General features: G+C 29.2%; 27 protein-coding genes. 19 read left to right on the plus strand and 8 right to left on the minus strand.

All coding sequences use genetic code 11. The features are described 5' to 3' along the window. Positions 1-14: 14 nt before the first annotated feature. Positions 15-572, minus strand: coding sequence for a 3'-5' exonuclease (locus HMPREF2881_RS04460; protein ID WP_002488078.1), 558 nt, complete (start codon positions 570-572; stop codon positions 15-17). Positions 573-813: 241 nt separating this feature from the next. Between HMPREF2881_RS04460 and HMPREF2881_RS04465 the strand changes: the two genes are divergently transcribed. Both HMPREF2881_RS04465 and HMPREF2881_RS04470 read left to right on the plus strand, forming a co-directional pair. Continuing rightward, complete coding sequence (locus HMPREF2881_RS04465) at positions 814-2,124, plus strand: lipid II isoglutaminyl synthase subunit MurT (protein WP_002488067.1); 1,311 nt, start codon at positions 814-816, stop codon at positions 2,122-2,124. Between the two features lie 2 nt (positions 2,125-2,126). After that, on the plus strand, positions 2,127-2,843 hold the full coding sequence (locus HMPREF2881_RS04470) for a lipid II isoglutaminyl synthase subunit GatD (protein WP_002450023.1): 717 nt from the start codon (positions 2,127-2,129) through the stop codon (positions 2,841-2,843). 44 nt (positions 2,844-2,887) lie between these two features. Here the strand turns inward: HMPREF2881_RS04470 and HMPREF2881_RS04475 are convergent, their stop codons facing one another. Continuing rightward, positions 2,888-3,877, minus strand: coding sequence for an FUSC family protein (locus HMPREF2881_RS04475; RefSeq protein ID WP_002488087.1), 990 nt, complete (start codon positions 3,875-3,877; stop codon positions 2,888-2,890). A 173-nt stretch (positions 3,878-4,050) separates the two neighbouring features. On the opposite strand from HMPREF2881_RS04475, the gene map reads away from it, so the two are divergent. Then, on the plus strand, positions 4,051-4,803 hold the full coding sequence (gene map, locus HMPREF2881_RS04480; RefSeq protein WP_002455125.1) for a type I methionyl aminopeptidase: 753 nt from the start codon (positions 4,051-4,053) through the stop codon (positions 4,801-4,803). A 48-nt stretch (positions 4,804-4,851) separates the two neighbouring features. On the opposite strand, the gene HMPREF2881_RS04485 is transcribed toward map, so the two are convergent. Next, entirely contained in the window at positions 4,852-5,862 is a 1,011-nt protein-coding gene (locus HMPREF2881_RS04485; RefSeq protein ID WP_002488088.1) for a HoxN/HupN/NixA family nickel/cobalt transporter, read from the minus strand. Positions 5,863-6,089: 227 nt separating this feature from the next. On the opposite strand from HMPREF2881_RS04485, the gene HMPREF2881_RS04490 reads away from it, so the two are divergent. The 4 genes from HMPREF2881_RS04490 to vraR are packed head-to-tail and all read left to right on the plus strand — an operon-like array spanning position 6,090 to position 8,860. After that, positions 6,090-6,476, plus strand: coding sequence for a hypothetical protein (locus HMPREF2881_RS04490; RefSeq protein ID WP_002450072.1), 387 nt, complete (start codon positions 6,090-6,092; stop codon positions 6,474-6,476). Between the two features lie 20 nt (positions 6,477-6,496). Continuing rightward, the gene (gene liaF / locus HMPREF2881_RS04495) at positions 6,497-7,198 is read left to right on the plus strand and encodes a cell wall-active antibiotics response protein VraT (RefSeq protein WP_002450089.1); all 702 of its coding nucleotides are present in this window, start codon (positions 6,497-6,499) and stop codon (positions 7,196-7,198) included. Then, positions 7,195-8,229 carry a sensor histidine kinase VraS gene (locus HMPREF2881_RS04500; protein ID WP_002450020.1) on the plus strand — a complete coding sequence of 345 codons (1,035 nt, stop codon included), beginning with the start codon at positions 7,195-7,197 and terminating at the stop codon, positions 8,227-8,229. The genes liaF and HMPREF2881_RS04500 overlap by 4 nt, the downstream gene beginning before the upstream one ends. Position 8,230: 1 nt before the next feature. After that, on the plus strand, positions 8,231-8,860 hold the full coding sequence (vraR, locus tag HMPREF2881_RS04505) for a response regulator transcription factor VraR (protein ID WP_002450048.1): 630 nt from the start codon (positions 8,231-8,233) through the stop codon (positions 8,858-8,860). 79 nt (positions 8,861-8,939) lie between these two features. Here the strand turns inward: vraR and HMPREF2881_RS04510 are convergent, their stop codons facing one another. From HMPREF2881_RS04510 to HMPREF2881_RS04520, 3 genes are all read right to left on the minus strand, one after another. After that, complete coding sequence (locus tag HMPREF2881_RS04510) at positions 8,940-10,148, minus strand: YihY/virulence factor BrkB family protein (RefSeq protein WP_002488060.1); 1,209 nt, start codon at positions 10,146-10,148, stop codon at positions 8,940-8,942. Between the two features lie 91 nt (positions 10,149-10,239). Then, the gene (locus tag HMPREF2881_RS04515) at positions 10,240-10,521 is read right to left on the minus strand and encodes a hypothetical protein (protein ID WP_002488074.1); all 282 of its coding nucleotides are present in this window, start codon (positions 10,519-10,521) and stop codon (positions 10,240-10,242) included. 5 nt (positions 10,522-10,526) lie between these two features. Further along, entirely contained in the window at positions 10,527-10,991 is a 465-nt protein-coding gene (locus tag HMPREF2881_RS04520; protein ID WP_002488081.1) for a low molecular weight protein-tyrosine-phosphatase, read from the minus strand. A 141-nt stretch (positions 10,992-11,132) separates the two neighbouring features. Between HMPREF2881_RS04520 and HMPREF2881_RS04525 the strand changes: the two genes are divergently transcribed. The 3 genes from HMPREF2881_RS04525 to HMPREF2881_RS04535 are packed head-to-tail and all read left to right on the plus strand — an operon-like array spanning position 11,133 to position 13,164. Continuing rightward, positions 11,133-11,339, plus strand: coding sequence for a DUF1128 domain-containing protein (locus tag HMPREF2881_RS04525; RefSeq protein WP_002488079.1), 207 nt, complete (start codon positions 11,133-11,135; stop codon positions 11,337-11,339). Between the two features lie 11 nt (positions 11,340-11,350). Beyond that, positions 11,351-12,598 carry an aminopeptidase gene (locus HMPREF2881_RS04530; protein WP_002488059.1) on the plus strand — a complete coding sequence of 416 codons (1,248 nt, stop codon included), beginning with the start codon at positions 11,351-11,353 and terminating at the stop codon, positions 12,596-12,598. A 32-nt stretch (positions 12,599-12,630) separates the two neighbouring features. Continuing rightward, the gene (locus HMPREF2881_RS04535; RefSeq protein ID WP_002488082.1) at positions 12,631-13,164 is read left to right on the plus strand and encodes an acyl-CoA thioesterase; all 534 of its coding nucleotides are present in this window, start codon (positions 12,631-12,633) and stop codon (positions 13,162-13,164) included. A 297-nt stretch (positions 13,165-13,461) separates the two neighbouring features. On the opposite strand, the gene yfkAB is transcribed toward HMPREF2881_RS04535, so the two are convergent. Continuing rightward, positions 13,462-14,607 carry a radical SAM/CxCxxxxC motif protein YfkAB gene (gene yfkAB, locus HMPREF2881_RS04540; RefSeq protein ID WP_002488050.1) on the minus strand — a complete coding sequence of 382 codons (1,146 nt, stop codon included), beginning with the start codon at positions 14,605-14,607 and terminating at the stop codon, positions 13,462-13,464. A 143-nt stretch (positions 14,608-14,750) separates the two neighbouring features. On the opposite strand from yfkAB, the gene HMPREF2881_RS11645 reads away from it, so the two are divergent. The 7 genes from HMPREF2881_RS11645 to HMPREF2881_RS04570 all read left to right on the plus strand — a co-directional run bounded on the left by HMPREF2881_RS11645 (position 14,751) and on the right by HMPREF2881_RS04570 (position 20,389). After that, positions 14,751-14,912 carry an SE1561 family protein gene (locus HMPREF2881_RS11645; protein WP_002450046.1) on the plus strand — a complete coding sequence of 54 codons (162 nt, stop codon included), beginning with the start codon at positions 14,751-14,753 and terminating at the stop codon, positions 14,910-14,912. 109 nt (positions 14,913-15,021) lie between these two features. Next, positions 15,022-15,540: a type 1 glutamine amidotransferase domain-containing protein gene (locus HMPREF2881_RS04545; RefSeq protein ID WP_002450071.1), complete on the plus strand. Its 519-nt coding sequence runs from the start codon at positions 15,022-15,024 to the stop codon at positions 15,538-15,540. 451 nt (positions 15,541-15,991) lie between these two features. Next, complete coding sequence (gene sgtB, locus HMPREF2881_RS04550) at positions 15,992-16,804, plus strand: monofunctional peptidoglycan glycosyltransferase SgtB (protein WP_002450042.1); 813 nt, start codon at positions 15,992-15,994, stop codon at positions 16,802-16,804. A gap of 168 nt (positions 16,805-16,972) precedes the next feature. Continuing rightward, positions 16,973-17,776, plus strand: a complete 804-nt coding sequence (recX, locus tag HMPREF2881_RS04555; protein WP_002488055.1) for a recombination regulator RecX — start codon at positions 16,973-16,975, stop codon at positions 17,774-17,776. Next, positions 17,769-18,083: a YfhH family protein gene (locus HMPREF2881_RS04560; RefSeq protein ID WP_002455132.1), complete on the plus strand. Its 315-nt coding sequence runs from the start codon at positions 17,769-17,771 to the stop codon at positions 18,081-18,083. Before recX ends, HMPREF2881_RS04560 begins: the two co-directional genes overlap by 8 nt. A 15-nt stretch (positions 18,084-18,098) precedes the next feature. After that, entirely contained in the window at positions 18,099-19,616 is a 1,518-nt protein-coding gene (locus tag HMPREF2881_RS04565) for an ATP-binding cassette domain-containing protein (protein WP_002488056.1), read from the plus strand. A gap of 8 nt (positions 19,617-19,624) precedes the next feature. Next, the gene (locus tag HMPREF2881_RS04570) at positions 19,625-20,389 is read left to right on the plus strand and encodes a teichoic acid transporter (RefSeq protein ID WP_002488069.1); all 765 of its coding nucleotides are present in this window, start codon (positions 19,625-19,627) and stop codon (positions 20,387-20,389) included. Positions 20,390-20,505: 116 nt separating this feature from the next. Here the strand turns inward: HMPREF2881_RS04570 and HMPREF2881_RS04575 are convergent, their stop codons facing one another. Continuing rightward, positions 20,506-21,483 carry a metal-dependent hydrolase gene (locus HMPREF2881_RS04575; protein ID WP_002450068.1) on the minus strand — a complete coding sequence of 326 codons (978 nt, stop codon included), beginning with the start codon at positions 21,481-21,483 and terminating at the stop codon, positions 20,506-20,508. 135 nt (positions 21,484-21,618) lie between these two features. Here HMPREF2881_RS04575 and mutY point away from each other — a divergent pair, with 135 nt between their 5' ends. Continuing rightward, entirely contained in the window at positions 21,619-22,665 is a 1,047-nt protein-coding gene (gene mutY, locus HMPREF2881_RS04580; protein WP_002488054.1) for an A/G-specific adenine glycosylase, read from the plus strand. Between the two features lie 92 nt (positions 22,666-22,757). Next, a complete protein-coding gene (locus HMPREF2881_RS04585) occupies positions 22,758-23,300 on the plus strand; it encodes a nucleoside tri-diphosphate phosphatase (RefSeq protein WP_002450077.1) in 543 nt (180 codons plus the stop codon). Positions 23,301-23,356 lie beyond the last annotated feature (56 nt).

The following is a 23,356-nucleotide window of genomic DNA, read 5'->3' on the forward strand; positions in this document are numbered from 1 at the left end:
TAAGACGTTTTAAATTACCTATTTCTATCTTTTAAATTTTCACCATGAAATTGAAGCACACTTTGTAAGCTATCATAGTGTTTTAATAATCTATAAGTAATCATTGCGCAAGCTTTTGCGTCATTTAGGGCATCATGATGACCATGAAAATTTAAGTTGTAATGGTTCATTAGATGTTTTAATCCATATCGATAAGCTTTGATCGTACGTCTAGCAAGTTGATACGAGCAGAAATAGGTAAGTGAGGGAACAGCTATGTTTAAATGTTTTAAGCTTTGATGTAATACACCCATATCAAAAGCAGCATTATGTGCCACTACGGGTAATTGATTTATAAATTGCAACATATATGGAAAGACTTCTTTAAAATCTGGCGCATCTTTAACGTCCTTAGGATGAATACCATGAACATGAATATGTGTTTCTGAAAAATAGTCATGAGGATTAACAAGCGTGTAAAACGTTTCGACTATTTCGTTATCTACTACTTTTACCATGCCAACAGAACAAATACTTGTTCTTTTTTTATTTGCAGTTTCAAAATCCAAAGCTATAAATGAATTTTTAACCATTCTATATTCCTTTCTAAATACTTAAATTGAATTATTCACAGTTTAACAGAAAGTACGGTTTAAATATAAATAATTGCTTTTTTTCATAATCTATAAATAACAAAGTAAAAAAATAGATACGGAATTTAAAGTGAAAAAGTTATAATTAGAAGTGTATTTAGTTACTTTTAATTGAGAATATTTTTTGTTATTTTAGATACATGGTATAATTACTCGAGTGAATTATGCGAGGAGGAAAGACATGAGACAATGGACAGCAACACACTTGGCTAAATTAGCACGCAAGATAAGTATCGCAGCAGGAAAAAAAGGAACTGATTTACCAGGTCAAATTGCTCGCAAAGTAGATCAAAATATTTTACGAAAGTTAGCTTCACAAGTTGATGATATTGTTTTTATCAGTGGAACAAATGGGAAAACAACAACTTCCAATTTGATTGGGCACACTTTAAAAGCAAATAATATTGAAATTATACATAATAATGAAGGTGCTAACATGGCTGCTGGAATTACCTCGGCATTCATCATGAAAAATGTAAAAGGTATTAAAGTAGCGGTTATTGAAATTGATGAGGGTTCAATTCCAAAAGTATTAAAAGAAGTTACACCTTCAATGATGGTATTTACTAATTTCTTTCGCGACCAAATGGATCGATTTGGTGAAATTGATATTATGGTTAATAATATTGCAAAATCAATTAGTAATAAAGGGATTAAATTAATTTTAAATGCCGATGATCCATTTGTAAGTCGTTTGAAAATAGCGAGTGATACAATTGTATATTACGGAATGAAAGCTCATGCACATGAATTTGAACAAAGTACTATGAATGAAAGTAAATATTGTCCGAATTGTGGTAGATTATTAACTTATGATTATACCCATTATAATCAATTAGGACATTATCATTGTGAATGTGGATTTAAGCGTGAAACACCTAAATATGAGGTTTCACAATTTGAGGTACAGCCATTTATTGATATGGATGTGAACAATGCACACTTTGAAATGAAAATTGCTGGTGATTTTAATGCTTTTAATGCACTTGCTGCATATTCAGTATTAAAAGAATTAGGCTTAAATAATGATGCAATTCGTAAAGGATTTAACACATACACTTCAAATAATGGCCGAATGCAATACTTTAAACGTGGTCAAAAAGAAGCAATGATTAATTTAGCTAAAAATCCTGCTGGCATGAATGTGAGTCTATCAGTCGGAGATCAACTTAAAGAAAAAAAAGTATATGTTATCAGTCTGAATGATAATGCAGCTGATGGCAGAGATACATCTTGGATTTACGATGCAGATTTTGAAAAGTTACGTAATCAAAATATAGAAAAAATTATTGTAACGGGTACAAGAGCAGAAGAATTACAACTTAGACTGAAATTAGCTGAAGTAGATGTTCCAATTATTTTAGAGAAAGATATTTATAAAGCTACAGCTTTAACTATGAATTATGCAGGCTTTACAGTAGCGATTCCAAATTATACGTCACTTTCACCTATGTTAGAACAACTTAATCGCTCATTTGCAGGAGGACGTTAGATATGTACGAATTAACAGTTTTTCATTTTATGTCGGACAAATTAAATTTATATAGTGATATAGGAAATATTATTGCTTTAAAACAGAGAGCAAAAAAACGCAATATTAATTTAAAAGTTATCGAAATTAATGAAACTGAGGGAGTTACATTAGAAAATTGCGATATTTTCTTTATTGGTGGGGGTAGTGATAGAGAACAAAGTATCGCTACTAAAGAGTTAAGTAAAATTAAAACAATATTAAAAGATGCAATAGAAGATGGAATGCCAGGTTTAACCATTTGTGGTGGATATCAATTTTTAGGTACTAAATATATTACCCCTGATGGTACAGAGTTAGAAGGACTTGGAATTTTGGACTTTTATACAAAATCAAAAACAGATCGTTTAACAGGGGATATCGTAATTAAAAGTGATACATTTGGAACAATAGTAGGTTTTGAGAATCACGGTGGTCGTACATATCATAATTTTGATACATTGGGGCATGTAGTAACAGGGTATGGAAATAATGATGATGATAAAAAAGAAGGTATTCATTATAAAAACTTATTAGGAACTTACCTGCATGGCCCTATATTACCGAAAAATCATGAACTTACTGATTATTTATTAGAGAAGGCATGTGAACGTAAAGGGATTCCATTTACACCTAAACAGTTAGATAATACTGAAGAAGAAGCTGCGAAATATGTTATTATTGAACGTTCAGAAAAATAAAAAAACGTTGGATGAATTGAATTATTTCAATTCATCCAACTTTTTTATGTTTTAACAAATCGATTATCTAGTAAATTATAGATAAGTAAAATTTCATAAATAACATGACTCTTAATTTGATTCTTATCGAATTCTTCTAATATTTTGACTGATGATTTTAAAGTAGATACAGACTTAGATTCTCTTTTAAAAACTCCATCTAAAGGAATATTGTTGATACTATTACTAATTTTTATAATTGCCATTTTTTCCTCAGTAGTAAAACAAATATTTACGTTTTTTGGTAAATAAATAATATTTGATAAATGTGTAGCAAGAAGTCTATCAATATATGCTCTATTTGACATGTTTTTTAATTGTTTCCATTTATCTTCGTTATTTTTATGATAGCGTAATTCATCTCGTTGATAATTCATTAAAGTATCTGTTTTTTTATTCATATCAGATAAGGTTGCTAATGAAATATTACTATTATCTGAATCAAATTTTCCTAATAATAATTCATGACATCTAGAAGCGAATAGTTCATACAATTTATTTTCTGAATGAATTAAGTTCTCTTCGATTTGATGATAATATTTAGGCGGTAATACGAAAAAATTTACTAATCCAGCAGTTACTAGGCCAATTAAAGCTGTTAAGAGTCTTGAGAAAAAATTAAAAAGATAGGTTTCATGAATACCAGGTATCATAGCAACTGAAGTTAATACTGCAACAGTTGTACCAACTTGGAGATTTAATTTCGTACACGCTAAAATAGTGAAAATAGCACTAAAGGTGTAAGTAAATGGAGATTGATCGCCGAAGATATACGTAAAAATAACTGCAAATAATGCACCTATGACAGTAGCAGGAAGTCGACGATAACCTTTTCGTAAAGAAGCTTTAGCAGTTGGTTCAATCGAAACAATTGCTGTTAAAATAGCAAATATAGGAGTTAAGTTTAATAGTAAACAAAATAAAGTGGTTAGAAAAGTAGCTAGCCCCGTTTTTATTGTTCTAGCGCCTATAATATGTTTATACCATTGATTCATATTGTTAAATCCTCTCAAAGAATGAACGTGATGATTATAATGTTAGAATAAGTTTAATATCAAGCTTGATGTAGTGAGACATCAAGTCAGTAGATAGTACATTTCTTATTTAGTATATCAAAAAATTTTTGGTATAATAAGGTGGAATATTTTTTAAAAAGGAACGGGATAATATGATTGTAAAAACAGATGAAGAATTACAAGCGTTAAAAGAAATAGGATATATATGTGCGAAAGTGCGAGATACAATGCAAGAAGCAACTAAACCTGGTATTACTACAAAAGAATTAGATAATATCGCTAAAGAATTATTTGAAGAACATGGTGCAATCTCAGCACCTATTCATGATGAAAAATTCCCAGGTCAAACTTGTATTAGTGTTAATGAAGAAGTAGCTCATGGCATACCTGGCAAACGTGTTATTCGTGAAGGGGATTTAGTTAATATAGATGTTTCAGCATTAAAAAATGGATATTATGCAGATACTGGCATTTCTTTTGTAGTAGGAGAAGCGGATAATCCTTTAAAACAAAAAGTATGTGATGTAGCACTTGAAGCATTTGATGCAGCAATGGCTAAAGTAAAACCAGGTACAAAATTAAGTAACATTGGTAAGGCAGTCCACGCTACAGCACGTAAAAATGATTTAACTGTTATTAAGAATTTAACAGGTCATGGTGTAGGACAATCTTTACATGAAGCGCCAAGTCACGTTATGAATTATTATGATCCTAAAGATAAGACGCTTTTAAAAGAAGGCGTAGTCATTGCAGTAGAACCTTTTATTTCGTCTAAAGCAACTTTTGTTACTGAAGGTAAAAACGATTGGGCATTTGAAACTAAAGATAAAAGTTTTGTAGCTCAAATTGAACATACTGTCATTGTTACTAAAGACGGTCCGATTCTAACAACAAAAATTGATTAAGAAAAAAGAGTTGGATAGAATTCGTTTTGAATTCTATCCAACTTCTTTTTATGACCAACGTTGTTCTACTTTGCCAAATTTCCAAATAAGTGTAGAAATAAGCCATGTAATTAAGAATAAAGCTACCAAGATGTAGCCTAAATAATCAAATTGAATCGACTGAATTATATTCCAAAACGTACCTTTAAGGTGAAGTTTATCTTCCATAATTTGAAGTAATTCAATTAATCCAATAATTAATGCCGCAATTACTGAAATGGCTGTAATTGTAATATTGTAGTAAATTTTGCGTATAGGATTAAAGAAAGCCCAATTATAGGCAGATTTCATAATAATGCCATCGAGTGTGTCTAATAAGCTCATTCCTGCTGCAAATAAAATAGGCAGAGATAAAATGCCTAAAAACGAAATGGATTGTTGAGAAGCTCCTGATGAAAGTGCAAGAAGAGCGATTTCACTTGCAGTATCAAAACCTAAACCAAATAAGAAACCTAAAGGTAAGACATGCCAACTACGGCTAATCAATTTAAAATAAGGAGCAATAAAGCGAGTAATAAAACCACGTGATTCCAATAGTGCATCTAATTCTTCTTCTCGTATATGTTCATTACGTAATCGAGCAAAAAGCTTTATTAATGAAATTAGAATAAATAAATTTAATATTCCAATAAGAAGTAAAAAGAATCCAGACACTAATGTCCCTATAATACCGCCTATATTTTGAAAATATGGAAGTTCATCTTTAGCCCATTTTACTGAAATTCCTAGAAGAACAGACATTAAAAACACAACAGTTGAGTGACCTATAGAGAAGTAAAACCCAACTCCAACAGGATTTCGTTTTTGTTGAAGTAACTTGCGGACTGTATTATCAATAGCAGCAATATGATCTGCATCGAAAGCATGACGCAATCCAAGAGTATATGCTAAAATTCCCATACCAAATAATAAATGATTAGTATCAGCAATAAATAAAAAACTAAAGCCGATAATGTGAAGTAAAATAACTATTACAATATATGGAAGCCAACTTAAATCTCTCTTTTTAATTGTATTCAACTCATATGACCTACTTTCTAACTAAATATACATTATTATATGCTAATTTTGATGAATAATGAATTGATTTAACTATAAATTTAATTTAGCGCTATTTATTTATAGCATATTCTTCAATAAATTAAAATTAATCGTACTTAAGTATGAGAAGAAAATGGTTCCTAGGACTATATTAAGTAAGATTAAACTCATTTATAATAAAGTTTAATCAACAACGAGGTGGTTCTATGAATTATTTAGATTTATATTTACAACACTTTTTAAAAATAATTATAAAAAATAATATCAATGATTATCGCTCATTATTAGATGATAAGCTTCAAAATATGGAGCGATATATAAAATATTTAAAGAATAAAAAAGCAAAAATGAATACATTAATTGACAGTTTATCTGCTACACTAGAAAATAAGTATATTGATATGATAAATATGTATAATATAAAAAATGCGCAAGAAGTTCATAATTATGAAATAGATTTATTAAAACAACGTTTAGATAAATTTGAAGCATATTATGCCAAAATTGAAGCTAATATTCATCGTTGTACGAAAGAACGTATTGCTGCAGAAGAACAATATGCAATAATTGAACAAATGAGTTATGTAGCTTAATTAAAATCAGGAGGGACACATTGACACGTAAATATATATCTACTGAATTATTAATTATTTTTACAGCGCTAATGATTATCGCTAACTTTTATTACATCTTTTTTGAAAAAATTGGATATTTATTTATTTTATTATTAGGGTGTATATTAATTTATGTAGGATACCTTTACTTTCATAAAGTAAGAGGGTTATTAGCGTTTTGGATAGGAGCACTACTCATAGCGTTTACCTTGTTATCCAACAAATATACGATTATTATTTTATTTATATTTTTAGTAATAATCATTATTAGATACTTAGTTTTTAAATTTAAACCTTTGAAGATTGCGGCGTCGGAAGAAGAAGTGACCTCTCCTCAATTTATTAAACAACGTTGGCTAGGTGAACAACGCACTCCAGTATATGTATATAAATGGGAAGATGTGCAAATTCAACATGGGGTTGGAGATATTCATATTGATATGACAAAAGCAGCAAATATCAAAGAAAATAATACGATTGTAGTTAGACATATTTTAGGTAAAGTACAACTGATTGTTCCAGTTAATTATAATATTAATCTTCACATGGCAGCATTTTATGGTACAGCTTATATAAATGGAGAAGCATATAAAGTAGAAAATAATCATGTCCAAGTAGAAGAAAAACCTAAAGAAGAAAATTATAGTGTAAATATATATGTATCAACATTTATTGGTGATGTTGAGGTGATTTATCGATGAATCACTATTTAAGAGCAATAGGATCCATGCTTATTTTAGTATATAGCATGCTAACTGCGTTTTTATTTATAGATAAAGTTTTTGTAAATATTATATATTTTCAAGGAATGTTCTATACTCAAATATTTGGTATACCTGTGTTTCTATTTCTTAATTTAGTGATTATTTTACTTTGTATTATCGTTGGCTCTGTATTAGCTTATAAAATAAATCAGCAAAATGATTGGATAAAGAATCAAATTGAACATGCCATTGAAGGTGAAACGGTAGGGATTAATGATAAAAACATAGAACTATATAATGAGACAATTGATATTTATCAAATGTTAGTGCCTTTAAATCAAGAATTACAGAGATTAAGAATTAAAACTCAAAATTTAACAAATGAAAACTATAATATGAATGACATTAAAGTTAAAAAAATCATAGAAGATGAGCGTCAGCGTTTAGCAAGGGAACTACACGATTCAGTAAGTCAACAACTTTTCGCAGCAAGTATGATGCTATCAGCGATAAAAGAAACAGAACTAGCACCACCTCTTAATCAACAAATTCCAGTACTTGAGAAAATGATACAAGAATCTCAATTAGAGATGCGAGCGCTATTACTACATTTGCGACCTTTAGGACTCAAAGATAAATCATTAGGGGAAGGTATTAAAGATTTAGTCATTGATTTACAAAAGAAAGTACCTATGAAAGTGATTTATGATATACAAGATTTTAAAGTTCCAAAAGGAATTGAAGATCATCTATTTCGAATTACACAAGAGGCAATTTCAAATACATTAAGACATTCTAATGGAACTAAAGTGACAGTAGAATTATTTAATCATCAAGATTATTTATTATTAAGAATTCAGGATAATGGTAAAGGTTTTAACGTAGATGAAAAAGTAGAACAAAGTTATGGATTGAAAAATATGAGAGAACGTGCATTAGAAATAGGTGCAACGTTTCATATCGTATCTTTACCAGATTCAGGAACTAGAATAGAGGTAAAAGCACCTTTAACGAAAGAGGAGGGTTAATATGACGATTAAAGTATTATTTGTAGATGATCATGAAATGGTTAGAATTGGTATTTCAAGTTATTTATCTACTCAATCTGATATTGAAGTAGTAGGGGAAGGATCATCAGGAAAAGAGGCAATTGAAAAAGCACATACGTTAAATCCTGATTTAATTTTAATGGATTTGTTAATGAATGATATGGACGGTGTAGAAGCGACGACACAAATAAAAAAAGATTTGCCTCACATCAAAGTAGTCATGTTAACAAGTTTTATAGAAGATAAAGAAGTATATAGGGCACTTGATGCAGGGGTTGATAGTTATATATTAAAAACGACAAGCGCAAGTGATATTGCAGAAGCAGTTAGAAAAACATATCGTGGAGAATCTGTATTTGAGCCAGAAGTTTTAGTAAAAATGAGAAATAGAATGAAGAAGAAAGCAGAATTATATGAAATGCTCACTGAACGTGAAATGGAAATATTGTTATTAATTGCTAAAGGCTATTCTAATCAAGAAATTGCCAGTGCTTCACATATTACAATTAAAACAGTAAAAACACATGTGAGTAATATTTTAAGTAAACTAGAGGTACAAGATAGAACACAAGCGGTTATTTATGCATTCCAACATAATTTAATTCAATAATAAAAAAGCTCCTTATAAAGAGGTCTAAAAATGACTATCTCATAAGGAGTTTTTTCGTTAGATATTTTCTTTTCTATAGCTATTTATTATTATCTTTATCAAATTTATCTTTAATTTTATCAACAAAAGATTCTTGTTCACTATGTTTATCATTTGGTGTAGGATCCACATCATAATTTTTTTCATATTTAGATGATGCTGTAGAATCGTATTCATATTTTGTATTTTCATTGTAGTGATTTTCATTATTATCATCATGTTTTAAGGCAGCTTCTTCAGGTGTAGAACCTTTAATAACATGTCTTTGGTGGATAACTGCATTAATTTCAGCACCAATAATAATAATAAAACATGTAATATAAATCCATAGTAATAAAATGATGATTCCAGCAAGACTACCATATGTTTTAGAATAGTTGCCAAAGTTAGATAAATACCAACCAAATGCAAATGATCCTAATAACCATACAATAGAAGTAAAGATTGCGCCAGGATATACAGATTTAAACTTAGTTTTAACGTTAGGTGCTACTGAATATAATGTTAAGAATAAAATAATAATAACAATAAGTGGTAACAATATACGCACTAAATCAAATATCCAAGCGACTTGTTGATCTAAACCTAACGGACCAAATAGATGATCTTTAATAAAATTACCAAATGTAGGTAATGTTAGAGCTATAGCTAATACAATAGCCATAACAATTGTAAACAAAATGCTTAATAATTTAAGAACAATAGGATTACGAGCATCTTCAACATCATAAGCAACATTGAATGAATTCATAATTGCTGTCATACCATTTGATGCTGACCAAATAGCTAAAATCAAACCAACTGATAATAAGCTACCACTAGAGTTACTTGTAATATCTTTAAAAATTTTAGTAACAACGTCAGCAGTCTCGGCAGGAGCATTTTGACTAACTAAGTCTTTAATTTGCTGAGGATCAATTTGGAATAATGGTAATAAAGTTAATAAAAAGATTAACATTGGGAATAAAGCCAATACAAAGTGATACGTCATTTGAGCCGCTAAACCTGAAGCATCATCTTTACCAATACGATAAATAAGATAAGATAAAAAATTAGAATTTTTAGTGTATTTTGCAGGTTTATTCAATCTAGAAACGAAAAAAACTTGTTTATCTTTTTTAGGATTCTTTGATTGAAATTCCTGAGGTTCTACGTATGTACGATCAACCTTTATTTTCTCTTTATTTTCTGTCTCTTTTTCCTTAATAGAGTTAAGGTACTTAGAGTTTGATTGATTTTTTTTTGACATAGACGTCTCCTTAAAAATTAATTCTAAAATAAAGGCAAAACTACCTAAGTAAAAAGGAATTTTGCCTTTATTTTCTGTCAATTATATTTGATTAGCTAAGACGATTGTTTTTACGATTTACAAATGTATCTTTAGCATCTTTAATTGATTTTTCTAATTCTGGATTATTACGACGAATTTCTTCGATCGTATCTTTCCAATACAATACTTCATTTTTAATTGAAGTAATTTTAGAAGGTTTACGAGAACGATTACCTTCTTTAATGTCTTTGAATGATTGTACTAATGCATTGCGTGTTGATTTATCTGCTAAAGTAGCAACTCCACCAACGATAGCACCAATAATAATACCTGGAACAAATTTGTTTTCCATTTTAGTTACCCCTCTTTCAAATTAGCATCTTTAACGATGAAATCTATTAAATTGTCACAAGATGATTGTACCATGTCATATACACCTTCAAAATTATTTGTGTAATAAGGATCAGGCACATCAGTCTCTTCCATGTTACTAAATTCTAGCAATTTGAACAATTGACCTTTAAGATTGGGATTAATTGATTTAATATTATTCACATTACTTTGGTCCATAGCGATAATATAATCAAAATCATCATCAGGTTCAAATAATTCACTAACAATACCATCAAAAGGTATATGGTGTTGTTTCAGAATTTTTTGAGTACCTTGATGAGGAGGTTCACCTAAATTCCAACGTCCAGTACCCCTAGAATGTACAATAACATCAGAAATACCGCGTTCTTTTAATCGTTGACGCATGATTGCTTCAGCCATTGTAGAACGACAAATATTTCCAAGACATACAAAAGCTACATCTACCATCTTGTACTCCTCCAAACTTTAATATATAAACTATTTTATAGTTATTTTTAACATTTATAAAGTCATAATTTTACTAATTTCTATAAAAGTTTAATAAATTTTTATACTTTGATAAAATATGATAATAAAGAGGTGAAACAAATGGTACAGAATAATGAACAAATGATTAAAAATATTCGAAAAAAATTAAATATTGTAAATCAATCTTTAATTAATCCAGAAAAATTTAAAGATACAGATACAAAGGATATTAAAGATATTCATGATTTTGTTATGTCTAAAGATTCATTTTCACCAAGTGAAATTACAGCAATTGCTGATGAATTAGGTAATTTACGTCACGAGTAAGGAGAATTTAAATGGCCAATCAAGATTATCAAGACAAATTAAAACAATATGCAGAATTATTAGTAAAAGTAGGTATGAACGTTCAACAAAATCAGCCTGTATTTATCAGAACATCTGTAGAAACTATAGATTTAACGCGCTTAATTGTCGAAGTAGCCTATCAAGAAGGCGCTTCAGATGTAAGAGTGGTATATACAGATCCTATTTTAGAACGCTTAAAATATGAAAATGAAGCTGTTGATTATTTTGAAAATCATGCTGTTAAAGTTTATGATGTTGAAGAGCGTATGGATTATGCTCGTAGAGGAGCAGCGAATTTAGCACTTATTTCCGGTGATCCAGATTTATTAAATGGCATTGATGCAGAAAAATTAAAAGCGTCTCAGTTTAATTATGGACAAGCATTCAAAGGGTATATGGAAGGTAGCCAAAAAAATGCATTTCCATGGGTAGTAGCTGCATTTCCATCTAAAGCATGGGCAAAACGTGTATATCCTAATTTGCCTGAAGAAGAAGCATACAGTCAATTTATCGATGAAGTATTCGAAATTGTACGTGTGGATGGAAATGACCCAATAACAAATTGGGAGCAACATGTGAAATCTCTAAGTGTACATGCAAATAAACTTCAAGAAAAAAATTATAAGGCATTACATTATATGTCTGAAGGCACTGATTTAACAGTAGGACTACCAAAAGGACATATTTGGGAAGATGCAACAAGCTATGTAAATGGAAATCAACAACCATTTATTGCTAACATCCCAACGGAAGAAGTATTTACTGCACCAGATAGAAATCATGTAGATGGCTATGTAACTAATAAATTACCATTAAGTTATAATGGTAATATTATTGATGGATTCACTTTAACATTTAAAAATGGTGAAATTATCGATGTTAAAGCAGAAAAAGGTGAAGAAGTTTTAAAAGATTTAATTAGCACAGATGAAGGCTCTAAGCGATTAGGAGAAGTTGCTCTAGTTCCAGATGATTCGCCAATTTCAAATCGTAATACTATCTTTTATAATACTTTATTTGATGAAAATGCATCTTGTCATCTTGCTATTGGTTCAGCTTACGGGTTTAATATTAAAGGTGGCACAGAAATGTCTACTGAAGAAAAAATAGCAAGTGGGTTAAATGATTCTAATGTTCATGTGGATTTTATGATTGGAAGTTCAGATCTAACGATATATGGTATTTTACAAGACGGCTCTAAAGAATTAGTTTTCGAAAATGGGAATTGGGCACAATGACTCATTTAAATTAGGAATAGGAGAAATAAAGTATGTCAAATTCTCAAGTTAATAAAAAATCTATGTCTGAATCAAAAAGTATTAAAACACGACAAGTATTTCCTCAAGATACTAACCATCACCATACAATGTTTGGTGGATCATTGATGGCTAATATTGATGAAATAGCTGCAATTACAGCTATGAAACATGCGAATGCACAAGTGGTTACTGCTTCTACCGACTCGGTGGATTTTTTAAGGCCTATAAAAACAGGGGATATTACGTCTTATGAAGCAATGGTAAGTTATGCAGGGTCAAGTTCAATGGAAATTTGTGTGCAAATTATTATTGAAGATGTGCTAAATAAGGAAAGGCATTTAGCAGCATTGAGCTTTTTAACATTTGTTGCCCTAGATGAAAATGGAAAACCAACACGTATTCCTAAGGTGTACCCTGAAACAAAAATAGAAAAGTGGTTCTATGAAGGGGCACCAAAACGTGTTCAACGAAGAAAAGAACGACGCGAAGACAGTAAAAGAACGATTGAATTTTTATCTGAAGCACAGCACATAGAAAATATTTAGGATTTATAATAAATGTCAATACATATGATATAAATTATATGTATTGGCATTAAATGATACGAAAGAGCCTTATTTTTTAAAAACATATGTCAATGTAAAGTTATATAAAGACTAGATATTTTGGTGAGACTTTTGAGCAGCGAATAGGATAAGCTGAAGATTACAGACTGAAGTTGTCTTCTAAAAAAGCGAGCCAACAATACGCAATATTATAAAGAAAGAAGCCAGTAAATGAATTTATAATAAACTCATTTACTGGCTATTTTGCTAGGAATTATGTCCCAGTTTCTTTTAATTTTATTGAAAACTATGTTCAGTGTGCATTGCGATTTCATTTTCTCTAAAGTTTGTATTTGGATAATACATATTTTTAACTAATACATTTGGTCCTAAACATTGGAAAGCTTCACAATGACAATTTAAAGATTTTGCTAAATCTGTTGATAACCAAGCATCAAATACATCTGTGAGCTTATCATTTTTAATATTAGAAATTGTTCCGTTTTCATCACCAAAATCTGTTACAATAACGTCCCCACTAAATACATTTACATTTAAGCGACTACGGCCATCTGGGTCATTTCGAACAGTAATATTTTTTTCATTTCTTAATCGTTCAAGTAAAACTTGGTCATTTTCATCGTTTATGCAAGGATAGATTGGGAGAGTACCAAATAACATCCAAGTATTTTTATCACGAATGTCTAATAAATGATGAATAGCTTGCTTCATGTCTTTTAATGATAATACATTGAGTTGACTTGCAAAATCTGCTGGATACATAGGATGAACTTCATGACGACTACACTTCATATCATTAACAATTTCTTTATGTATGTTTTCTAAATGTGGTAGGGTATTTTGATTTAACATTGTTTCTGCTGAAACAAACATCCCTTGGTCAGATAATGTACTAGCATTATCTAGCATTTGTTCATATAATTTTAACTTTGCTTTTAAAGGAGGTTGTTTTTTCATTGCGCCAAAGCCCACCTCTGCAAATTCTTGGATGGTACCCCAATTATGAGAAATGTGCATGACATCAATATATTCAGCAATTTCTAGATATCGATCTTGAGGTAACGTTAAATTAGAATTCATTTGCACATATATGCCTCTTTGATGCGCATATTTCAATAATGGTTTAACAACATTATTTATAGATTTCTTTGAAAACATAGGTTCTCCACCTGTAATCGACATAGTACGTAAATTGGGAATTTCATCTAAACGTTGATAAATAAGATTCATAGGTAATGGATCAGGATCTTTTGTTTGTAATGTATAACCAACTGCACAGTGACTACATCTCATATTACATAAATTTGTTGTGGTAAATTCTACATTACTCAAAGTGAGTTGATCGAATTGTTTAATATCATTATAAGCTTCCCACGGATCATTATAAATTGAGATTGCTTGTTTAATTTTTGATGTTGTCATTATAAAAACTCCTAAACTTTTAAAACATTCTTCTTTATAAAATTACAATAAATATTATTAGAATTATATCTCTTTTTGTCAAATTTTGTTAGGATAGTTATGAATAAAAGCTAAAAATATTATATATAAGGAGTTAAATTCCGATGGATGAAAAACAAACTATTGAACAAATTAAAACAAGATTGTCTAAATTTTTAGAAGATATTGACCACGTTAATCCTGATGAAGTAAGTGTAAAAGATATTGATGAATGGATTGGATTATTAGATCAATTAGAAGAAAAAGTTAAGTTAGTTTCTAAGTAATTGTGGAGTATGAAAAAGTTTTTAACTAAATTTAATATTTATGTTTAAACCATCTTAAATTTGTCTATATATTAAATATAATAAAACGAAAGAAAAGGTGATTTTGGTTATGACTAAAAAAGTAGCAATTATTTTAGCTGATGAATTTGAAGATATAGAATTAACAAGTCCTAAAGAAGCATTAGAAGAAGCAGGATTTGAAACTGAAGTTATTGGAGATACTGCGAACGCTGAAGTTGTTGGGAAACATGGCGAAAAAGTTACAGTAAATGTAAGTATTGCTGATGCTAAACCAGAAAATTATGATGCATTATTAATTCCTGGTGGTTTCTCTCCAGATAATTTACGTGGAGATGCAGAAGGACGTTATGGAACATTTGCAAAATACTTTACTAAAAATGATGTTCCAACATTTGCTATTTGTCACGGACCTCAAGTTCTAATTGATACTGATGATTTAAATGGTCGCACTTTAACTGCAGTATTAAATGTTCGTAAAGATTTATCAAATGCAGGTGCCAATGTTGTTGATGAATCAGTAGTAGTTGATAATAATATTGTAACAAGTCGTGTACCTGATGATTTAGATGATTTCAATAGAGAAATCGTTAAAAAATTAAATGATTAATTTAAAATAACTTTTTGAAAGTTATATTTGAGCCTGAGACATATATAATTGTCTCAGGCATTTTTAATGTGTTGATAGTCGATGATTGAATTACAATATAACTGTATTTTGGATAGACTCCAATGAAACTGAGAATGTATCATTACAAGTCGTGTCAATTCATAAGCATCTGATTGATTTGTTTTTCTTGTTTTCTAGAAATGGAGAAAATATGTTTTAAATGTTACTTTTAAGCATGTATATATTGATGAACTTAATATCGTTTTTTAAATCCTCTTATCCAAATTTAAATAATTCCTCTCTATCTTCTTTAAAGTAACTTGGAAATTTCAGAGATATAAAAATCAATGATACACCTTGAGACTGATTTTTGATTGTATATATAGATAAAAATAACACTTACTGTTAAACTCTCAATTATAGAGTGACCTTTAAGTAAAGGAGCAAACCCATGAAAAGAAGACAAAGAGATAACTATCCAAAAGAGAAAACAACTTATGATCAAAATGAGCCTCATTATAATACCTATTATCAACCTGTGGGTTCACCACCGAAAAAGAAGAAAAGTAAACGGCTCTTTCTAAGAATGCTTATTATATTTATTATTATATTTGCTTTGTTTACTGGATTAATGTATTTTTTATCATCTAGAGCGAATGTCGATGATTTACAAACGATTGAAAATAAGAGTAATTTTGTATCATCAGACAATATGCCGAATTATGTTAAGGGCGCATTTATATCTATGGAAGATGAACGTTTTTCTAAACATCATGGATTCGATATAAAAGGGACAACACGTGCATTATTTTCAACGATTGGTGAACATGATGTACAAGGTGGGAGCACCATTACTCAACAAACTGTAAAAAATTATTATTACAATAATGAACGTTCATTTACACGTAAACTAAAAGAATTATTTGTCGCGCATAAAGTTGAACAGCAATATAGTAAAAATCAGATATTAAGTTTTTATTTGAATAATATTTACTATGGTAATAATCAATATGATATTGAAAGTGCAGCAAATTATTATTTTGGTGCAACTACAAATCAAAATAATAGTTATTATCCGATTATTACTGTATTACAAAGTGCAATGCTAGCAAGTAAAGTTAATGCCCCAAGTGTATATGATATTAATAACGTATCAAATAATTTCAAGAATCGAATTAAAGTGAATTTAGAAAAAATGCGACAACAGAATTATATTTCTGACAGTCAATATCAAGAAGCCTTATCGCAACTTAATAATTATTAATATAGTAATATAACAATTTAATTGAATATAAACTAAGAGTGAGAATGAGAATAAATAAACTTCCATTTCGCTCTTTTTTAATATCAAATACTATATATGTTAGATTTTCTGTTATAAAATAAATATATTATTAAAATACAATTTTTAATTAGTATGAGGAGAATAATGATGCCGAAAATTACTAAAATAGAAGTTCAAAAAAATAATAAAGAACGATTTAATCTCTTTCTTGATGAAGCATTTGAAATGGGAATTGATATAGATACACTCGTTAAATTCAATTTGAAAAAGAACCAAATGATAGATGCTGCAGAAATGGAAAAAATTCAAAAATACGAACACTATCGTCTAGGGATTAATATGGCAATACAATATTTATCATATAAAAAACGAACTGAAAAAGAAGTTAGTGATTATTTGAAAAAGAATGATATTAATGAAATGACAGTACAAAAAGTGATTGAATATTGTTATAAAGAGCAATATATTAATCATGAAGATTACGCTGAAAGTTTAAAAAATACAATGATCAACACAACAGATAAAGGACCTGAAGTATTTAAACAAAAACTATACCAAGTTGGAGTAGAACCTAATATTATAGATAGATATGTTAAACGATATGAAGAAGAGCAACCTATAGAATCTATCATTCATGTTGCTAAAAAAATAATGAAAACTAAAAAAGGTCCTGTTGTTAAAGTAAAGCAAAAAGTAATGCATAGCTTAATCCAAAAAGGATATACAATAGAAACTGCACAAAATGTACTTAATGAGTTAGACTTTGCTCAAGACGAAGAAGTGCTAGATGACTTATTACAAAAGGATTTAGAAAAAGTTTATAATAAGCAACGTCGTAAACATGACGGTAATACATTAAAAATGAAAACAATAGAAGCACTTATGAGAAAAGGATATAATTATGATAAAATAAAAATTAAATTAGCAGAAAGTGGTATTTTAGATGAGTGACAAAAGATTAAGTGAAATGTCTGAACAGGAATTGAGACATGAAATACAATTATGTAAAGAAAAAATGCGTAAAGCTGAAATGAATGGCATAATGAATGAATATGATGTTTATGAAAGTAAAGTCATTGTAGCTGAGAGTTATTTAGTCGATCGTTCTAAAATTAACATTGGCAGAATGTATAAATTAAATGATGGTAGTGAACAATACTTTAAAGTTGAACGTTTAAAAGGGGTTTTTGCTTGGGGTTATAGAATAAATAGTACGAATCCTGAAGAGGGTTTACCCATTGCATTATTAAAAATTTAGAAGGATGTAACACAAATGGGAAGTTCAATCGTTTTAAAATTATTAAATGTTACACAATACTATAGAAACCAAAAGAATAGAAAGTGGTATCTGCCGTTTGGATATGGCGCGGAAGACATAGAATTAAATAAAATATCTTTACACATTTATCAAGGAGAAGCCCTTGCACTTATAGGAGAACCTGGTTCATCCAAAACATTGATTGGAAGAATTATGGCCCAAGATATTGCACCTGATAGAGGGAAAGTTGTACAATCAGCAAGTATTTATTATGGAGATATAAAAAACAAACATTTATTAAATATGTCTGTTAAAAGTTATATTGAAGAAACACAATGCTTATTTAATTACAAGACGTCTTCACATATTGTCGATCAAATTATTAAATATGCGCATTTAGATGATAAATCTTCGATTCAAGTGAATAAACTTAGTCACTCTGAGTATGCGCAATTGATTTTAAGTGTTGCAAGAGTTTGTAAAACAGAAATTATTATTTTAAGTCATATTCTCGAATATCTTGATGAAGCTTTTTTAAATAAGGCAAAACAACTTTCAAAAGACTATGTGTCTAATGACTTATCAATTATATTTGTAGACGATGATATTTCTAAAATATCTCAAGTGAGTAACTATGTTACATGGATTTCTCACGGACAAGTGCGTATGGAAGGGTATTTAAATGACGTTTTACCGGTATTTAATGATCATGAAAGAGATAGATTAAGTATCGAAGATGAAGAAACACTTAAGAATTTTGATTTAGATTGGAAGAAAAGTAGAAGTAGATTGCCGGAAATGAGTTATAACTTTAAAAGAGTCGAACGATACAAACATGTTAAAGTTCCGGATTTTATAGTTAAATTTTGGACGCTTTTAGTTTCAACGTTAATCGTCTTAGTGTTACTTGGCACACTAGTAGTGAATAATATAGGAAAAATTGAAATTCCTATCAACGAATCTCAGAAGAAAGTTCAAAATCAAGACACGGATCCTTTTGAAAATAAACTTTCTTATGGAATTATTCTACATGATGAAGTGACATTATCTAATCATCAAGATATTGAAATGCCAAAATATTCTTTTGTGACGATTACTGGAGAAAGTGCTTCAAAATATCGCTTAATTGTCGATGATGATACATATGAAGTAGGTAAGAACAAAATTTATTATTTTAATCCTGCTGCATTATATGAAACACATAAATTTAGTACTTTAGCGCCTTATATGAAGTCAAACTACAGTAAGTATGTTGATTATTTTAATACTCAATTACATAAACCACATAAGCAAGTGAAAAAGACGCTTGTTCCTGAAAAAGATCAACGATTTGTGGTGCCTATTACACAACAACCTATTAAAATGTTATTTAATGATGAGGATAAGTTAACTGGTTTTGTATTTCCTATAGTAGATAAATCAAAATTAGAGCGTAAATTTAATATTAAAGGTAATGTATGGATTTCAAAATTAAGTAATGGATATTTAATTGCAGATATGAAAAATAGTAAATGGATTTATATCGAATTGTAGGTGTAAACATGATAGATACGTTAATATTATATTTTAAACATTTTCCATCTCTTTTACATTTAGCTAAAGCAAAAGTAAAAGAGACTTGGAAATATGATGTGATTTTATTTTTAATACAATTAATTATCATTAGTATCATAATTGGAGTGATGTATTTATTTAATACCGAAGAAATTGAAAAGGCCCAATGGATATATCGAATGATTGCGTTCTATACTTTTGTAACCATTGCTTATATTATATATAAATCATTCAAATTATATAATTATGATTATCTTATTGCTAAATCATTTCAACTCACACCTATTATTACGCCCATCCTTAATGCACTGATAGGGGCTATAATCATCTGTGTTTTATCATTGATTACGTCAATCTTTAAGCCAGTAAACCTTGAAACATCGGTGATATCTTTTGTTTATTTCATACTAATGTCGATTATATTTATTGTTTTTATATCAATAACATTAGGTTTATTGACTTTAATAAGTAAAAAAGTATTTAAATTTTATGTGATAGCAATAATGATGTTATTCTTTTTAGTACCTATCATTTTTATACCTAATAATAAGGCAAATATGATTGATCAAATATTAAAAATTAATCCATTATATTATTTGATTGACGGATTATCAACTTCAATTGTTTTTGGATCTGTAAATATGTACAATATTGTGTATCATATTTATTTTATTGCTTTTTTAGTATTAATTGGAGTTATCAATTTTATTTTAACTCGACTTGTTGCTCATAAGAAATATGAATATATTTAATATATGAGTGAATCGCTATAAATAACATATATTTTAATGATGTTATAATAATAACCCCTAAATGACTGTCAATAAGTCATCTAGGGGTTGTTTAAATTATAGTTAAAGTTAATGAATTAATGAGAGTACAATTTTTTTTGAAGTTTTTCTTCTGTAAATACCCATCCAATATAGGAATGGTCAATTTTTTGATCTTGAGTAAGATGTGCAATTGCTGCAAAAGAATAATGTCCTTTATTTAGATAACGTAAATCTATCAATCGTATCTCAGTTGTTTGATCATCAAGTTTACGTATTTGCCAACGATAGATAGAAGAGAATTTTAGAAACGTTCTTATTTCAGGATTACTTTTTATTTGCCATAAAAGTGTATCGGGTGAAAATTGTTGACGTTTTACTTTATCGCTAAACGTTATATTACGACCATAAGCTCTACCTACATAATCATAGTTTTCAGTTTGAATCGCTACACGCCATTTCATAAATTTCATAGTAGGTGCAACAAAAATTTTCACAGGATGATGTTCATCATGAATGTGTTTCAACGCTTGAGATTTGATTATTGATTGCATTTTAAATCTAACGATATAATAAATAATTAAAACGCCAATAATTGGAAAGAACACTAGATATGGATGAACGCCTAATAACCATAGCGTGATTCCTATACATAATATTAAAAAAATAATTGGATCGAATGTATTGATTACACCGAGTTGTATCCACTTATTTGATATAGGTCTAAGTGCTTGTGTACCATATGAATTAAAGATATCTACAAAAACATGTAAAAAGACCGCTAACTGAGCCCACATCCATATATGAGTCACATCTACATGTGGAAAGATAACATATATTATAAAAGCAAGTAATATTGGCCATAAAATCGTAAAGGGTATGGAATGCGTAATACCACGATGATGTGAAATATAAGTTGCATTATTTTTTAATTTTAAAACCGTATCGCCATCAGGTATTAAAGAACCCGCAATTAAAGTTGTTGCAGTAGCTGTCATAGAATGTGACATTGCTGGGTCTTGTGTAGCTAAAGCAGTTAGTCCAATGCCGATAGCAATATGAGTGGCTGTATCCATAAAAGTTCACTCTTTTCATCTTGATTTAATATATATTATAATCTAAAAATTAGAATAACAAAATTAAGATACTTATCAAATATTAGAAAGTATTATAACTTATACATTTTTTTATGTAAGAGAAAGGATAATTTAATGTTAAATGAAACGACATTTAAAAATAATATTGTGACATGGTTTGAGAAAAATCAACGAGAAATGCCTTGGAGGGAAACGACTAATCCATATTATATATGGCTAAGTGAAGTTATGCTTCAACAAACACAAGTTAAAACGGTCATTGATTATTACAATAAATTTATTCATCGATTTCCTACAATTGAAGCGTTAAGTAAAGCAAAAGAAGATGAAGTATTAAAGTATTGGGAAGGTCTTGGATATTATAGCCGTGCCCGCAATTTTCATACAGCAATTAAAGAAGTACACCATAATTATAATGCGGAAGTACCATCATCCCCTAAAGTTTTTGGTGAATTAAAAGGAGTAGGACCATATACTCAAGCAGCTGTAATGAGTATTGCTTTTAATCGCCCTTTAGCTACTGTAGATGGAAATGTCTTTAGAGTATGGACTCGACTTAATAATGACCATCGTGATATCAAATTACAATCTACTAGAAAATCATTTGAAAAAGAGCTTGAACCTTTTGTACAAGAAGAAGCGGGTACATTTAATCAATCAATGATGGAATTAGGTGCAACAATATGTACACCTAAGAATCCGTTATGCCTATTTTGTCCAGTACAGGAAAATTGTGAAGCGTTTCGAAAAGGAACTACGTTAGATTTACCTATCAAAACTAAAAAACAAGCTAAGAAAATAATTAATCAGGAGGTTTTTTTAGTCAGAAATCAGAAAGGTCAATATCTGATTGAAAAACGTCAAGAAAAGCTACTTAATGGTATGTGGCAATTTCCAATGTTTGAAAGTCCGAATGGGATTCAAAAACTAGAAAATAAGTTAAACCATTCATTAACTTTATCTGAGAACATAATATTTCAATTAAAGCATCAGTTTACACATAAAACTTGGAATTTAAATGTTTATAGTGTGATTGAAGATATAAATATTGACTCAGCACAATTACCAGACTTTATGGAATGGTTTGATTTAGAAAATCGAGATGATTATTCTTTCCCAGTATCAATGAGTAAAATTTATGAGTTTATTGTTGGTAAATAGAAAAATATAATATCTCTCTATATCTCTTTAAAGAAGTTTAAAAAAATATGGTATAATTCGAATTGTAAAAACTTTAAAAGGTGGTGTGGAGTATGGTCAAAGAATCCATACCTAAAGAAGGCGAAAATATAAAAATCCAAAGCTATAAACATGATGGAAATATTCATAGAGTATGGTCTGAAACAACGATTTTAAAAGGAACAGATCACGTCATCATTGGTGGAAATGATCATACCTTAGTAACTGAAAGTGATGGACGTACATGGATTACTAGAGAGCCTGCAATCGTGTACTTTCATGCTGAGTATTGGTTTAATGTAATTTGCATGTTTAGAGAAGATGGTATTTACTATTATTGTAATTTATCTTCGCCTTTTGTATGTGATGAAGAAGCTTTAAAATATATTGATTATGATTTAGATATTAAAGTTTATCCAAATGGTAAATATCATTTGTTAGATGAGGATGAATATGAACAACATATGAAACAAATGAATTATCCTCATGAAATAGACGTAATACTAAGAAGAAATGTAGACATTTTACAACAATGGATAGAACAAAAAAAAGGTCCTTTTGCTCCTGACTTTATAAAAGTATGGAAACAAAGATATAAAAAAATTCGTAATTACTAAGCATAATTGAGGCAAATAGTAATTAATTAGTTTATAGTACTTGAGTAATAAATAAG

The organism is Staphylococcus sp. HMSC057A08 (genome assembly GCF_001812925.1).
Lineage (GTDB): Bacteria > Bacillota > Bacilli > Staphylococcales > Staphylococcaceae > Staphylococcus > Staphylococcus hominis.